The sequence below is a fragment of the Methylobacterium sp. genome (assembly GCF_019750675.1).
Taxonomy (GTDB): domain Bacteria; phylum Pseudomonadota; class Alphaproteobacteria; order Rhizobiales; family Beijerinckiaceae; genus Methylobacterium.
In genome coordinates, this window is the sequence record NZ_JAIEOF010000416.1 from 1 (window position 1) to 14284 (window position 14284).

Genomic DNA, 14284 nt, shown 5'->3' on the forward strand with positions numbered 1-14284 from the left:
GACGCACGGTGAGCATCCGCTCCCTGCGCCTGCGGGTCGCCGCCTACCTGCTGATCCCGATGGCGGCCCTGGCCCTGGCGCTCGCGGCGGGCGGCACCTGGTTCGTGGACGCCTTCGTCACCCGGGCCTACGACCGGGTGCTGGCCGGCTCGATCCTGTCGATCGCCGAGCGGCTCTCCGTTCAGGACGGGCACGTCACCGTCGACATGCCGGCTGCGGCCTTCCGCATGCTCTCGAATTCCGAACGCGACAGCATCTTCTACAGCGTCTCGGCCGACGGGGAGTTCGTGACCGGCTACAAGGATCTCGGCCTGCCCGCGACGCTGCCGCCCGTCGAGACCCTGGCCTATCGGGACGGCGTCTTCCTGGGGCAGCGCGTGCGCATCGGCGCGATGCTGAAGCCGATCTACGTCACGAACCACACGGCCCTGGTCCAGGTGGCCGAGACCACGCATGGCCGCGACCTGCTGGTGCGGCGGATGCTCACCGCCCTGACGGTCCTGGGCTCGGCCCTGGCCGCCATCGGCGTCCTGCTGGTCTGGTTCGCGGTGCAGATGGGGCTGACGCCCCTCGATCGCCTGCGCCGCGAGGTGGAGCAGCGCCGCTTCGACGGGCGCGGGGCGGTGCCGCCCTTCACCGTCGCGGGCGTGCCGGGGGAGGCGCTGCCCCTGGTGGGCGCCCTCAACGAACTGCTGCGCCAGCTCAATCACGCCCTCACGGTCATGCGCGAGTTCACGACCGATGCCTCGCACCAGCTGCGCACGCCCGTGGCGATCCTGAAGACCCACCTCAGCCTCCTCGACCGCCAGCCCCCCGGGAGCGCGGCCTGGAACGCCTCGCGGGCCGACATCGCGGCGGCCGTCGACCGCCTCGATCACCTCATCGCGCAGCTCCTCACCCTCGCGGCGGTGGAGGAGGGCGCGGCCCGGCGCCCGGAGCCGGTGACGATCGACCTCGCGCGCCTCGCCCGCGACGCCACCGCTGATTTCGCCGGCCTGGCGCTGCGCCGGGACATCGACCTGTCCTTCGAGGCCCTGAGCCACCCGTCCATCCGGCTGGAACCGCTGCTGCTCGAGGAGATCCTGCGCAACCTCATCGACAACGCCGTGCGCTATACCGGGCCCGGCGGACAGGTCGCCGTCAGTGTCGCGTCGGCGGCGGGCGAGGATGGCGGCGCGGTCCGGATCGCGGTGGAGGATAACGGCCCCGGGATTCCGGAGGCGGAGCGCGAGCGGGTCTTCGAACGCTTCCACCGCCTCGACGCGAATCGCGACACGGAGGGCAGCGGCCTCGGCCTCGCCATCGTGCGCGCCTATTCCGATCAGCTCCGCGCGAGGGTGACGCTCGCCTGCGGCCGGGACGGACGCGGCCTGCGCGCCGAGATCCTTCTGTCGCCGGAATCCAGGCCCACCGCAGGTTCGCCGCTGCGCGAGGTCGCGGCGCGCAACCAGGACGAGGCCTGCGCCTGACCGCGACGATGGCGCTGACGAAGGTTTCGGTCAGGACGGCTCGCTCGTCCCCCAGCACGCCCGACCGTCGCTCGCCGCAATGGCGTGAGGCCGTCCGGGCCGGATATGGCTGCGCAGGGGGCCACCCACCCCGCGCAGCCGACCATTGGCGCTTACGCCGCGAGTTCGCGCATGACCCTGATCAGGTCGGACTTGCCCTCGAAGCCGATGCCCGGAAGTTCGGGCATGACGATGTGCCCGTCCTCGACCCGCACCCCGTCGGGGAAGCCGCCATAGGGCTGGAACAGGTCCGGGTAGCTCTCGTTTCCGCCGAGCCCGAGGCCCGCCGCGATGTTGAGCGACATCTGGTGGCCGCCATGCGGGATGCAGCGCCTGGGCGACCAGCCGAACTGCTCCAACACGTCGAGGGTGCGCAGGTACTCGACGAGGCCGTAGGACAGGGCGCAGTCGAACTGCAGGTAGTCCCGGTCCGGCCGCATGCCGCCGTAGCGCAGGAGGTTGCGGGCATCCTGGTGCGAGAACAGGTTCTCGCCGGTGGCCATCGGGCCGGGATAGAACTCCGACATCGCCGCCTGCAGGGCGTAGTCGAGGGGATCGCCGATCTCCTCGTACCAGAACAGCGGGTACTGGCGTAGCATCTTGGCGTAGGCGATGGCGGTCTCGAGGTCGAAGCGCCCGTTCACGTCGACGGCGAGCTGCGCCTGGGCGCCGATCTCTGCCAGAACGGCCTCGATGCGGCGCTGATCCTCCGCGATCGGGACGCCGCCGATCTTCATCTTCACGACGGTGTAGCCTCGGTCGAGGTAGCTGCGCATCTCGGCGCGCAGCTGCCCGTCGTCCTTGCCCGGATAGTAGTAGCCGCCGGCCGCGTAGACGAAGACGCGCGGGTCGGCCGCGATGCCCTTCCGCTCGGCCAGCATCCGAAACAGCGGCTTGCCGGCGATCTTGGCGGTGGCGTCCCAGATCGCCATGTCGAGGGTGCCCACCGCCACCGAGCGCTCGCCGTGGCCGCCGGGCTTCTCGTTGGTCATCATCGCCGCCCAGAGCTTGTGCGGATCGAGGTTGTCGCCAGCCGCGTTCAGCACGCTCGCCGGGTCGGCCTCGAGGAGGCGGTTCCTGAAGCGCTCGCGGATGAGGCCGCCCTGGCCGTAGCGGCCGTTGGAGTTGAAGCCGTACCCCACCACCCGGCGGCCGTCGCGCTCGACGTCGGTGACCACGGCCACGAGGCTGGCGGTCATCTTCGAGAAGTCGATGTAGGCGTTGCGGATGGGTGACGCGATCGGCTTGGTGACTTCGCAGACATCGACGATACGCATGGGGTTCTCCTTGGAGCGTAGGGGGGGTGAAACGGGGTGGGTCGGACGGGCCGTGGCCCTACGAGGCGGTGGCCGTGGACGCCGGCAGGACGAGGCCCGCCTTCGTCTCGGGAACGATGTCCCCGGCGGCGGCGGTCGCGCGGTCGCGGTAGGCCGCCTCGGCCTTGTCGTGGTCGAAGGCACCCTCCCATTTGGCGACCGCGATCGTGGCGACCGCGTTGCCGATGAGGTTGGTCACCGCCCGCGCCTCGTTCATGAAGCGATCGACGCCGAGCAGCAGGACGAGGCCGGCGACCGGGACGGTGTGGATGCTCGACAGGGTGGCGGCGAGGGTGACGAAGCCGGCGCCGGCGACGCCCGCCGAGCCCTTGGAGGTCAGGAGTAGCACTCCGAGGACCACGAGCTGGTCGCCGAGGCCCAACGGCGTGTTGGTGGCCTGCGCCACGAAGATCGCCGCCATGGTCAGGTAGATGCAGGTGCCGTCCGCGTTGAAGGTGTAGCCGGTGGGCAGCACGAGGCCGACCACCGACTTCTCGCAGCCGAGCCGCTCCAGCTTGGCCATCATGCGCGGCATCACGGCCTCGGTGGAGCAGGTCCCGAAGGTGATCAGGATCTCGTCCTTGAAGTAGCCGAGGACTTTGAGGAGCGGGAATCCCGTCCAGGCACAGACGGAGCCGAGCACGAGCACGATGAACAGGATCGACGTGGCGTAGACCCCGAGCATCAGGTATGCGAGCGACCAGACGGTCCCGAACCCGTATTTGCCGATGGTGAAGGCGACGCCCGCCCCGGCGCCGATGGGGGCGAGACGCATCACCATGGCGACGATGCGGAACAGCGCGTCGAGCAGGCTGTCGAGGACGGCGACCACCGGTTTGGCCCGCTCGCCCGCCTGCACCAGGGCGAGGCCGAAGAGCAGCGAGATCAGGATGATCTGAAGCATGGCGCCCTTGGCGAAGGCATCCACCATCGTGGTGGGGATGATTTCCATGAGGAAGCCGACGAGACCGGGCTGCGCCTCCGCCCGCTTGGCGTAGGCCGCGATGGCGCTGCCGTCGATGTGCGTCGCATCGATGTTCATGCCGGCGCCCGGCTGCATCACGTTGACCACGACGAGGCCGATGACCAGCGCGAGGGTCGAGACCACCTCGAAGTAGACGAGAGCGCGGACCCCGATGCGCCCGACCTCCTTCAGGTTGCCCATCTTGGCGATGCCGACCACGATGGTGCCGAAGATGACCGGCGCGAGCAGCATCTTGATCAGCTTGATGAAGCCGTCCGCCAGTGGCTGCAGGGTCACCGCGACGTCCGGCAGGAAGTACCCAATCAATCCGCCCAAGACGATCGCGATGAAGACTTGAACATAGAGCCGGCCGAGCCATGACCTCATGTCGTGTTTCCTCCTCTTGCTGCTTCTCGGCAGCCAGATCTGCGATCCCTCTTGCGGGGTGTGATGCCTCCCATACGTGTGGACAGCCGTGCTCGGCCAATGCCATGTTCGGTATGCGCTATGCGTGAACGGCACAGAGATGGAACTGGACTGGCTGAAAGATTTCCTCGCGCTGGCCGAGCAGAAGACGTTCTCGCGCGCCGCCCAGGCTCGGCACGTGTCGCAACCCGCCTTCGGTCGCCGCATCCGCGCCCTGGAGGACTGGATCGGAACGCAGCTTTTCGTGCGCGGCGCCCAGGGTGCGGCCCTCACGCCGGCGGGCTCCCACTTCGAGCCGGCAGCCCATGCATTGCTGCGCGGCCTGGAACGCGCCCGACGCGAGACGCGGGCCGCCGGCGCCCAGGACACGGCGACGCTGTCCATCGCGGCGACGCACGCCCTCTCGTTCACGTTCTTCCCGAGTTGGGTCCGTGGGGTGATGCGCACCCAGACGCTGGGCACCCTCAACCTCATCTCCGACAGCATGGAGGCCTGCGAGCAGATCATGCTGTCGGGCGAGGTGCATTTCCTGCTCTGCCACGATCATCCGGACGCGCCGACGCGCTTCGAGCCCGACCGGTTCGAGAGCGTGCCCGTCGGCGACGACATGCTCGTTCCGCTCTGCGCACCCGCCGCGCCGGGCCAGGACCGGGGATCGTGGTCGCTTCCGGGATCGTGCTCGGACCCGGTTCCCTATCTGGCGTACAGTCCGGCCTCCGGACTGGGCCGGATCCTCGAGAGCTGTCAGGCCGGGCTGCCCATCCACCGCGCGACCCGCTTCACCTCGCATCTCGCCGCGACGTTGACCACCATGGCGCGGGAGGGGCACGGCGTCGCCTGGCTACCGCAGACGGTCGCGGCCGACGAACGGGCTTGTGGTCGCCTCGTCCGCGCGGGACCCGAACAGTTCGATGTGCCCATCGAGATCAGGCTCTTTCGGTCCCCGGAGTGCCGTAATCCTGCCGCCGACGCGCTCTGGCATTTTCTGAGCCAGCCCCAGAGCGTCTAGCTCGTCGCCGAGCACGGTCGGAGACTGGCTGCCCTCGAGTCCCTTCGACCACGCCCGGCCCCTTTCGCTGCGGCGTTCCTCGCTGCGCGCAACCGAGGCGCGCCCCGGGACCGGTGCGGGTGATCACCGACGGCATGCGAAGGCCCTGACGCTCCGGCGATCGCTCGGCGAACCACAGGCTGGGAACCATCCCGCCACCGGACCGTTCTGACCACATCCCAAGCGAGACTCGACCCTTACCCGCCCGGCTCCGGCCGCGGCGGGTTTCTTTTGTCACGTAACCGCGTCTACACGCCTTGACTCTTATAATCGTGCATTGAACTTAGTCGGGAGCTTCGCATGGAAACAGAAAAAGGGATTTCATAAAATGAAAAACTTGCGATCACCGCTGCTCTTGAGCCTTTTTCCTGCGTTCTGCGGCCTCTTTCTCATCGGAAACAGCAGTGCTGTTGCACAAACTGCCGGTGATTGGATCTTAGGACGGTATAAAGGCGGGGCGTACTGGTACCCTGGTGTTATCCAGAGTGTATCCTCTGATAAGATCGTTGTCGCTTACGATGACGGTGACCGGGAGGCGATGAGCCTATCCAACGTAAGGCCATATGCCTGGGCAATCGGAACGCGCGTCGAGTGCAACTTCCAGGGCGGCGGCAAGTGGTTCCCGGGTGTGATCGCTTCGTTGGCCGGCGAGTCTCTCGGCGTCAATTACGATGATGGCGACAAGGAGAAGACCAAGACTGGTCGCTGTCGCTCGAAATAGACTGTCGCTTCATAGACTGTCGCTTCACGGTGCGGGTTCCCGTATCGCGGACCACGCCATTCGCCCGGCTACCGTGATGGCGCGCCGGGCTTCTTCATGTCCTGCCACATCAGCCATGCGGCCTTGCGGAGTGCCGGAACGGCACGGCCCCGGATCGGCAGGCCGTCACCGGATGCCGGGGTCTCGACCATAGGACTGGGGTTGGACGGGCGGAGACCCCTGACATGGGGGCCGGTGCTGGAGGCGGGCCGGACGGAATATCTGGGCGCTGGGGAGGACTGTCGCTTGGAAGGCGTAGAACCGACCCGCTCGAGGGTCCGGACTGTGGCGGCTTCTGTGCGCACGTAGAACACGGCCCCTTCCGCCATGGCGGCGAAATCCGCCGCGGGCGGCGCGTGTTATTCCTGGAAAAAACTGGCTGGGGCGCCAGGATTCGAACCTGGGAATGGCGGTACCAAAAACCGCTGCCTTACCACTTGGCGACGCCCCAAAGCGCTGGCGTGGCGTTGTCTAGACGCAGTCTTCGGCCCTGGCAACGGGGGAGGGGCCGGCTTTATGATCCGGTGTGGGATGAAGGGACGTGGAATGCTCGGACGGATTGCGGTCGTGACCGGGGCGAGTTCGGGAATCGGGCGCGTCGTGGCGCTTGGGTTGGCGCAGGCCGGCTACGACCTCGTGTTGGCGGCGCGCCGCGCCGAGCCCCTCGAACGCGTGGCGATTCTGGCGCGGGATGCGGGGGTGGCGGCCGAGGCGGTGGTCACCGACGTGGCGGACGCCGAATCGGTGACGCGCCTGTTCGCCCATGTGGCGGAGCGCTTCGGGCGCCTCGACCTCCTGTTCAACAATGCGGGCGTCTTCACCCCCGGCGCGGCGATCGACGCGGTCAGCTTCGCGGACTGGCGCCGCTCGGTGGATGTGAACCTCACCGGCGCGTTCCTGTGCACCCAGGCTGCGTTCCGGATGATGAAGGACCAGGATCCGCGCGGCGGCCGCATCATCAACAACGGCTCCATCGCCGCGCAGGCACCGCGCCCGCACTCGGCGCCCTACGCGGCCACCAAGCACGCCATCACGGGCCTGACCAAGGCGACCTCCCTGGACGGGCGCCCCTACGACATCGCCTGCGGGCAGATCGACATCGGCAACGCCGAGACGGAGATGACGGCCGGCATCGCCACCGGCGCGCGCCAGGCGGACGGCAGCATCCGGGCCGAGCCCGTGATGGATGCGCGGCACGTGGCCGACGCGGTGGTCTACATGGCTGGGCTGCCGCTGTCGGCCAACGTGCAGTTCATGACCGTGGTCGCCACCAACATGCCGTATCTCGGGCGCGGTTGAGTTTTGCGCATCGCGCCCGAAGCGCCTACAGAACGGCACTTCGCCGTACCTTCGCGGCCGCCCCTTCGCGAACGCCGTCCGCCGCGCGCGGACATGGAACGCCTTGCCCGCCATGCTGATGCAGAACGACTCGAAGCCCGCCGACGCCAAGCCCAGCGACGCGAAGGCCGACCCCGTCGCCCGTCGCCGCACCTTCGCGATCATCTCGCACCCGGATGCCGGCAAGACCACGCTCACCGAGAAGCTGCTGCTGTTCGGGGGCGCGATCCAGCTCGCCGGCGAGGTCAAGGCCAAGCGCAACCGGGTCTCGACCCGCTCGGACTGGATGGGCATCGAGAAGGAGCGCGGAATCTCGGTCGTCACCTCGGTGATGACGTTCGAGTACGGCGACTGCGTCTTCAACCTCCTCGATACGCCGGGCCACGAGGACTTCTCCGAGGACACCTACCGCACCCTGACGGCGGTCGATTCGGCCGTGATGGTGATCGACGCGGCCAAGGGCATCGAGGCGCGCACCCGCAAGCTGTTCGAGGTCTGCCGCCTGCGCGACATCCCGATCGTCACCTTCATCAACAAGCTCGACCGCGAGGCGCGCGATCCCTTCGAGCTCCTCGACGAGATCGAGAAGGTCCTGGCCCTTGACGTGGCGCCGGTGACTTGGCCGATCGGGCGCGGCCGCAGCTTCGCCGGCACCTACGACCTCGGTAACGGCCGGGTGCGCCGCCTCGACGCGGCGGACGACGCCGGCACCGTGGCGGTGACGGGCGTGGACGACCCGCTGTTCGACGCGCTCCTCACCGAGGACGGCGAGGCGGCGACCTGGCGCGAGGAGGCGGAACTCGCCGAGACCGGCCTGAAGCGCTTCGACCTCGAGGCTTTTCGCGAGGGCCACCTCACGCCGGTGTTCTTCGGCTCGGCGCTGCGCAACTTCGGCGTGCGCGACCTCATCGACGGGCTCGCCCGCTTCGCGCCGCCGCCCCGCGGCCAGGACGCCGACAAGCGCCTCGTGGAGCCGACCGAGGCGAAGATGACGGGCTTCGTCTTCAAGATCCAGGCGAACATGGACCCCAACCACCGGGACCGCATCGCCTTCATGCGGGTTTGCTCGGGACGCCTGAACCGGGGGATGAAGGCCAAGCTCGTGCGCACCGGCAAGCCGATGTCGCTCTCCGCGCCGCAGTTCTTCTTCGCCCAGGACCGCGCCATCGCCGACGAGGCCTTCGCGGGCGACGTGGTGGGCATTCCCAACCACGGCACGCTTCGCATCGGCGACACCCTGACGGAGGGCGAGGAGATCGTGTTCCGCGGCGTGCCGAGCTTCGCGCCCGAGATCCTGCGCCGGATCAAGCTCACCGACGCGATGAAGGCCAAGAAGCTGAAGGAGGCCCTGCAGCAGATGGGCGAGGAGGGCGTGGTGCAGGTCTTCCGCCCGCATGACGGCTCCCAGGCCATCGTCGGCGTCGTCGGCGCTCTCCAGCTCGACGTGCTGAAGGAGCGTCTCCAGGCGGAGTACGGCCTGCCGATCGACTACGAGCCGACCCGGTTCTCGATCTGCCGCTGGATCACCGCCGAGAAGGAGCCCGAACTCGACAAGTTCATCGGCAGCCACGGTTCGGCCATGGCGAGCGACCTCGACGGCGCGCCGGTCTTCATGGCCACCACGGCCTTTTCGCTCCGCTACGAGGAGGAGCGGGCGCCGGAGGTGCGCTTCAGCGACATCAAGGATTACCAGAAGCGCGCCGCCTAGCGCCAAGCTTTCCCGGGCCTGTGCTCAAGGCTCGGGAAATCATCGCGGCTCGGCGCGAAAGCCGAAGACAGACGCCGAGAATGGGTTTAGCCTCGGGCGCATCCGCTCTCGGCGCCTTCACGCACGGGCACGCGTACAAGGCTTGGGCGTCGACGTCGTGAGCTTTCTCCCTGCGTGAGGGCTTGAGCAATGACGACCCTTCCCGTCCACGATTTCGGCCACAGCATGGCCCGCCCGGTGGTGAACGCCATCGACGGCCGCGATCTCTCGGAGGCGCTCCGGCAGGGCGTCGACGACTTCCTGGCGATGCCGACCCACGCGCTCTTCGTCGGCCTGATCTACCCCATCGTGGGCGTCGTGCTGGCGACCTTCGCGTTCGGGACCGAGGTGCTGCCGCTGGTGTTCCCCCTCGCGGCGGGCTTCGCCCTGATCGGACCCTTCGCGGCGATCGGCCTGTACGAGTTGAGCCGGCGGCGGGAGCAGGGTCTGTCGACCGACTGGGCCTATGCCTTCGCGAGCCTTCGGCGGCCGGCGGCGGGGGCCCTGGCGGGCTTCGGTCTGCTGCTGGCCGTGATCCTGGCGTCCTGGCTGCTCGCGGCGCAGGGGATTTTCTGGGCGCTCTACGGCGACGCCGCTCCGGTCTCGGTCCTCGACTTCGTGCGTGACGTGCTCACGACGCCGCGTGGCTGGGCCCTCATCGCCGTCGGCAACCTCGTGGGCTTCGCCTTCTCGCTCGTGGTGCTCGCCATCAGCGTGGTCTCGGTGCCGATGCTCGTCGACCGCGAGGTCGACATGCTCACCGCCATCGAGACCTCGCTCGCCGCCTTCCGGCGCAACCCGCGCACCCTCACGGCCTGGGGCTTCGTGGTGGCCGGCTTGCTGATCCTCGGCTCGGCTCCGCTCTTCGTCGGGCTCGCCGTGGTGATGCCGATCCTCGGCCACGCGACCTGGCACCTGTACAGGCGGATCATACCCGCCTGATCATGGCCCTGCCGGACGTCAGAATTTCCCCAGCATCGGAAAATCGATCGACAGGGCCGACTCGGCGGCGAGCGGCGCCTCCCGGCGGCGCGGCTTGCGGTTGATCACCTGCTTGAGCTTCGCCTTCAGCACGGACATGTCGAACGGCTTCAGGATGAAGGCGTCGGCACCAGCCTGGTGCGCGAGGTTGATGTCCTCGAAATCGAAGGACGCTTCGGTGAGCAGGAACGGCGTGTTCATCAGGGTGTCGTCCGCGCGGATCTCGCGCAGGAAGGCGAGGCCGTCCATCGGCTCCATGTCGAGGTCCGAGATCACCAGCGCGTAGCGGCGCTCGCGCATGCGCGCGAGGGCGGTAACGGCGTCTGTCACCCCCTCCACGTCCGGGAAGCCGAGCCGGTTCATCAGCAGGATGACCAGCTTCAGGAGCTTCTCCTGGTCATCGACGATGAGGATCGCGGGCGTATCGCTCATGAGCTTTCACGAATCCGGGTGCGGGGCGACGGGGTCGCGCCGGTCTGGCTCTAATCAGACGAACAAGTGGTCGATGCCCTGCTTCGTCATCGATTCGGCCTGGAGAGTGACGGCGAGCGCATGGATGGCCCCCGCCTTGGGCGTGCCGCGCTGGAACATCGGGAGCAGGCTGGCCTTCTGGAAGAGTCCATCGTTCGTCGGGGTACGGATGCCGGTGGTGAAGGAGTTCACGAATTCGCGCTTCACGATCTCGCGCCACTCCACGATCTGCACGTCGCGGTGACGCGAATCGTTGCTGATCCGCGCAAAGGTGTCGCTCACCGACGCGCGCTCGCCCTCGATGATCTGCGCGGCGAAGTTCTGCTCGATGATCAGGAAGCTGGTGATCACCGCGAACTCGTTCTTCTTTTGGGCCTGACGTGTGATCTCGCCGATCTGCTGGGTGCGCGAGGTCGCGTCGGCCGAGAGATTCAGGCGCGAGAAGTAGATCAGGTGGACGAGTGTCGTCCGTTTGGCTCTCATGGTGGGGATCCACAACTGCGGTTCCCCGACGATAGGCAGATCGACGATAACGCGGCGTAAACATCCGTCCCGGCATCGGACGCACCCGGCAAAAGCTGCCGCCCCGGCGCAGACCCTGCGCTTCTTGCCGAGCGACGGCGAGCGTATACCTAGACTTTTCAATAGCTTAGGCTTGGCATGACGATTGCGGCATCTGCCCTCGAAGCCGGTGCGCGCTGCACATCGGGCGTCGTCTCGTCAAAGAAGGGCCTCGGCCATGGATGTCTTCACCGCCCTGCAGACGGCCGTTTCCGGCCTCAAGGCCCAGTCGTTCTCGCTGGAGAACATCTCCGGCAACATCGCCAATTCGCAGACGGTCGGCTTCAAGCGGGTGGATACGAACTTCGTCGACCTCGTCGCCGAGCAGCAGACACCGACGCGTCAGGTCGCCGGCTCGGTGGCCGCCAACTCGCGGCAGACGACCACGGTCCAGGGCGGTCTGAACGCCACCGAGATCGGCACCAACATGGCCCTCAACGGCGAGGGCTTCTTCGTGGTCCAGACCAAGTCCGGCGACGCGAACGGCCAGTCCAGCTTCTCGACGAGCGATTCCTACACGCGACGCGGCGACTTCGCTCTCGATAAGGACGGCTACCTCGTCAACGGCGCCGGGTCCTACCTCAAGGGCAACAGCCTCGATCCCGTCACCGGGCAGGCCACCGGCGAGGGGCCCGTCAAGGTGATGAACTCCATCCTGCCGGCGCACCCCACCGGTACCATCACGTATTCCGCCAACCTTCCCAAGACCCCCGCCACCAAGAACGCGAATGCCAGCGTTCCGGGCTCCGAACTCCTCGGCACTTTAGCCTCGGGCGCGAACCCGGCCATCCTATCCGGCACCGGGAGCGCGACGGTCTCGGCGGCGGATGCGGCGAGCTTCATCAACGGCAGCATCGATGGGCCTTCGCTGACCGCCTATACCGCGAGCGGTGGCCCCGTGGCGATCCAGACCCGCTGGGCCAAGGTCCAGAACGCGGATGCGACGGCCGGGACCAACGACGTCTGGAACCTGTTCTACGCCAACCAGAGCACGGTCACGAGCACCGCGACCGCATGGACGAATGCCGGCACGGCGTTCCAGTTCAACAGCAGCGGCCAGCTCACCGCGCCGGCCACCTCGACCGTCGCCATCCCGGCCCTGACGGTCGACGGCGTCAATCTCGGCAACATCCAGCTCAACTACGGCAGCGGCGGACTGACCGGCTACACCTCCTCGGGCGGCACGGTCACGACGAACACCCTGACCCAGGACGGTTACACGTCGGGAACGCTCAACAACCTCAGCGTCACCGCCGACGGCAAGGTGATGGGCAAGTACAGCAACGGGAACACGATCGCGCTCGCCAACATCAAGGTGGTCCAGTTCAACAATTCGGACGGCCTCAAGGCCAACTCGAACGGCACCTACGAACAGACGCTCGGCTCCGGGACGCCCCTCGTCGGTCTGAACGGAACGACCATCATCGGCAGCAACGTCGAGCAGTCGAACACCGACATCGCCAGCGAATTCTCCAAGATGATCGTCACCCAGCAGGCCTACTCGGCCAACACAAAGGTCATCTCTACCTCGCAGGACATGATGTCCGCCCTGATCAACATCATCCGCTGAGTTCGAGCAGCGCGATCGTCACGTAGCGTCGGGGGGAGGGGTTCGTGAGCTTCAACGCCGTCAATACCGCCTCCGCCGGTCTGAAGGTCACCCAGGCCGCGATCGGCGTCGTCTCGCAGAACATCGCGAATGTCGGCACGGCCGGCTACACCAAGCGCACCGTCACCTCGGTGGCGCAGGGCGTCGGCAATTCGAGCGTGTCGATCGGCACGATCGGGCGCGCCCTCGACGCTGCGTCCCTGAAGCAGTTGCGCATGGAGACCTCGGGGGCCGCCTATACCGGCTCGCTTGCGTCGGTGCGGACGCAGCTCGATCAACTCTACGGCACGCCGGGCACGGCCACCGCCCTCGACGGGGTGATGAACGATTTCGCGCTCTCGCTGCAGACGCTCGCGAGCGACCCGACCTTGGTGCCCGCACGCGCGGCCGTACTCACCAAGGCCGCCAACCTCGCCGACAGCATCGGCGGCATCGCGGACGGCGTCCAGAACCTGCGGACCGCCACCGAGAGTCAACTCGGCAGCGACACCGTCAAGGCCAGCGCGTACCTGGCGTCGATCGCCACCCTGAACACGCAGATCGCCGCCACCAACGAGGAGGGGGCGCGCAACGCCCTTCTCGACCAGCGCGACGGGGCGATCACCGGCCTGTCGGCCTTTCTCGACGTGCAGACGGTCGACCAGCGCGACGGGACGGTCTCGGTCATCACGAATTCGGGGATGACGCTGGTCGATCGCGGCTCGGCCGCGATCCTGAGCTTCGATGGGCGCGGCACCCTCTCTCCCGACGCGGCCTACACGCAGGACCCGGCGACGCGCGGCGTCGGCACCATCACGGCGACCACGCCTGGAGGAGCGCGCATCGATCTCGTGGCCGCCAACGCGATCCGGTCCGGCTCCCTCGCGGCGGGAATCGAACTGCGCGACACGGTCCTGCCGCAGGCGCAACGCCAGCTCGACGAGCTGGCGGCCGGCCTCGCGCGCTCCATGTCCGACCGGCAGGCGACCGGGAGCGCCGTCACAACCGGCGCCGGCAGCGGCTTCGACATCGACCTCGACGGCCTGAAGGCGGGCAACGCCGTCACGGTGAGCCTGCGCGATGCCGCGGGCGTCCAGCGCAACCTCGTGCTGATGCCCTATGGCGGCAGCACCGCACCCACCGTCGCCGCCGCCGACCTCAACGATCCGACCGCGATGGTCGTGCCCTTCCGGGTGTCGGGCACGGCGACGGGACTGCGCGACGCGATCCAGGCCGCCCTTGGCACCACCTTCAGCGTCACGACCCAGCCCGGCGCCGGAACCGGCGGCCTGCGCATCACCACCGATCCCACCACCGGGGCGCCGACCCTGCTCGGCGTCTCCGCCAGCGTGACCCAGCCTCTGAGCACGACCGACTTCCAGACCGGGCAGGGACAGCTGCCGCTCTTCGTCGACAACACCGCCAAGGGAACCCTCTACACCGGATCGTTCGACACCGGCTCGCAGCTGACGGGCTTTGCCCAGCGCATCGCGCTGAACCCGGCGCTCGTCGGAAACACCGCCAACCTCGTCGATACCTCGGGGAAGACGCTCGCCTCCGACCCGACCCGGCCGCA

Annotated in this window: 12 protein-coding genes and 1 tRNA gene; 8 read left to right on the forward strand and 5 right to left on the reverse strand. The window is 67.9% G+C overall.

The window, feature by feature from the left end:
- The coding region (locus K2X24_RS21915) for a sensor histidine kinase (RefSeq protein WP_292501084.1) at positions 1–1469 on the forward strand (1469 nt) is incomplete at its 5' end.
- A gap of 152 nt (positions 1470–1621) precedes the next feature.
- Here the strand turns inward: K2X24_RS21915 and K2X24_RS21920 are convergent.
- Both K2X24_RS21920 and dctA read right to left on the reverse strand, forming a co-directional pair.
- Positions 1622–2785 (reverse strand): mandelate racemase/muconate lactonizing enzyme family protein, encoded by a 1164-nt coding sequence (locus tag K2X24_RS21920; protein ID WP_292501086.1) that lies wholly within the window; start codon positions 2783–2785, stop codon positions 1622–1624.
- A 58-nt stretch (positions 2786–2843) separates the two neighbouring features.
- Entirely contained in the window at positions 2844–4175 is a 1332-nt protein-coding gene (gene dctA, locus K2X24_RS21925) for a C4-dicarboxylate transporter DctA (RefSeq protein ID WP_292501095.1), read from the reverse strand.
- Positions 4176–4299: 124 nt separating this feature from the next.
- Between dctA and K2X24_RS21930 the strand changes: the two genes are divergently transcribed.
- Positions 4300–5223: a LysR substrate-binding domain-containing protein gene (locus K2X24_RS21930; RefSeq protein ID WP_292501098.1), complete on the forward strand. Its 924-nt coding sequence runs from the start codon at positions 4300–4302 to the stop codon at positions 5221–5223.
- A 367-nt stretch (positions 5224–5590) separates the two neighbouring features.
- Positions 5591–5983 carry a tudor domain-containing protein gene (locus K2X24_RS21935; RefSeq protein WP_292501100.1) on the forward strand — a complete coding sequence of 131 codons (393 nt, stop codon included), beginning with the start codon at positions 5591–5593 and terminating at the stop codon, positions 5981–5983.
- A 415-nt stretch (positions 5984–6398) separates the two neighbouring features.
- On the opposite strand, the gene K2X24_RS21940 is transcribed toward K2X24_RS21935, so the two are convergent.
- Positions 6399–6473: transfer RNA gene (locus K2X24_RS21940), tRNA-Gln, on the reverse strand.
- Between the two features lie 95 nt (positions 6474–6568).
- Between K2X24_RS21940 and K2X24_RS21945 the strand changes: the two genes are divergently transcribed.
- The 3 genes from K2X24_RS21945 to K2X24_RS21955 all read left to right on the forward strand — a co-directional run bounded on the left by K2X24_RS21945 (position 6569) and on the right by K2X24_RS21955 (position 10049).
- Positions 6569–7321 carry an SDR family oxidoreductase gene (locus K2X24_RS21945; protein WP_292501102.1) on the forward strand — a complete coding sequence of 251 codons (753 nt, stop codon included), beginning with the start codon at positions 6569–6571 and terminating at the stop codon, positions 7319–7321.
- Positions 7322–7433: 112 nt separating this feature from the next.
- Complete coding sequence (locus K2X24_RS21950) at positions 7434–9068, forward strand: peptide chain release factor 3 (RefSeq protein ID WP_292501113.1); 1635 nt, start codon at positions 7434–7436, stop codon at positions 9066–9068.
- 189 nt (positions 9069–9257) lie between these two features.
- Complete coding sequence (locus K2X24_RS21955; RefSeq protein WP_292501103.1) at positions 9258–10049, forward strand: DUF2189 domain-containing protein; 792 nt, start codon at positions 9258–9260, stop codon at positions 10047–10049.
- Positions 10050–10067: 18 nt separating this feature from the next.
- Here K2X24_RS21955 and K2X24_RS21960 read toward each other — a convergent pair whose 3' ends face one another.
- Both K2X24_RS21960 and K2X24_RS21965 read right to left on the reverse strand, forming a co-directional pair.
- Complete coding sequence (locus K2X24_RS21960; RefSeq protein ID WP_292501106.1) at positions 10068–10520, reverse strand: response regulator; 453 nt, start codon at positions 10518–10520, stop codon at positions 10068–10070.
- A gap of 54 nt (positions 10521–10574) precedes the next feature.
- The gene (locus K2X24_RS21965) at positions 10575–11042 is read right to left on the reverse strand and encodes a BLUF domain-containing protein (RefSeq protein ID WP_292501108.1); all 468 of its coding nucleotides are present in this window, start codon (positions 11040–11042) and stop codon (positions 10575–10577) included.
- Positions 11043–11298: 256 nt separating this feature from the next.
- On the opposite strand from K2X24_RS21965, the gene K2X24_RS21970 reads away from it, so the two are divergent.
- Entirely contained in the window at positions 11299–12690 is a 1392-nt protein-coding gene (locus K2X24_RS21970; RefSeq protein ID WP_292501109.1) for a flagellar hook protein FlgE, read from the forward strand.
- A 44-nt stretch (positions 12691–12734) separates the two neighbouring features.
- A partial coding sequence (gene flgK, locus K2X24_RS21975; RefSeq protein ID WP_292501111.1) for a flagellar hook-associated protein FlgK occupies positions 12735–14284 on the forward strand: 1550 nt, incomplete at its 3' end.

Bases quoted from the DNA above. Each gene is read 5' to 3' on its own strand.
- K2X24_RS21920 (WP_292501086.1), bottom strand. From the start codon at position 2,785: ATGCGTATCGTCGATGTCTGCGAAGTCACCAAGCCGATCGCGTCACCC.
- dctA (WP_292501095.1), bottom strand. From the start codon at position 4,175: ATGAGGTCATGGCTCGGCCGGCTCTATGTTCAAGTCTTCATCGCGATC.
- K2X24_RS21935 (WP_292501100.1), top strand. From the start codon at position 5,591: ATGAAAAACTTGCGATCACCGCTGCTCTTGAGCCTTTTTCCTGCGTTC.
- K2X24_RS21945 (WP_292501102.1), top strand. From the start codon at position 6,569: ATGCTCGGACGGATTGCGGTCGTGACCGGGGCGAGTTCGGGAATCGGG.
- K2X24_RS21950 (WP_292501113.1), top strand. From the start codon at position 7,434: ATGCTGATGCAGAACGACTCGAAGCCCGCCGACGCCAAGCCCAGCGAC.
- K2X24_RS21955 (WP_292501103.1), top strand. From the start codon at position 9,258: ATGACGACCCTTCCCGTCCACGATTTCGGCCACAGCATGGCCCGCCCG.
- K2X24_RS21960 (WP_292501106.1), bottom strand. From the start codon at position 10,520: ATGAGCGATACGCCCGCGATCCTCATCGTCGATGACCAGGAGAAGCTC.
- K2X24_RS21965 (WP_292501108.1), bottom strand. From the start codon at position 11,042: ATGAGAGCCAAACGGACGACACTCGTCCACCTGATCTACTTCTCGCGC.
- K2X24_RS21970 (WP_292501109.1), top strand. From the start codon at position 11,299: ATGGATGTCTTCACCGCCCTGCAGACGGCCGTTTCCGGCCTCAAGGCC.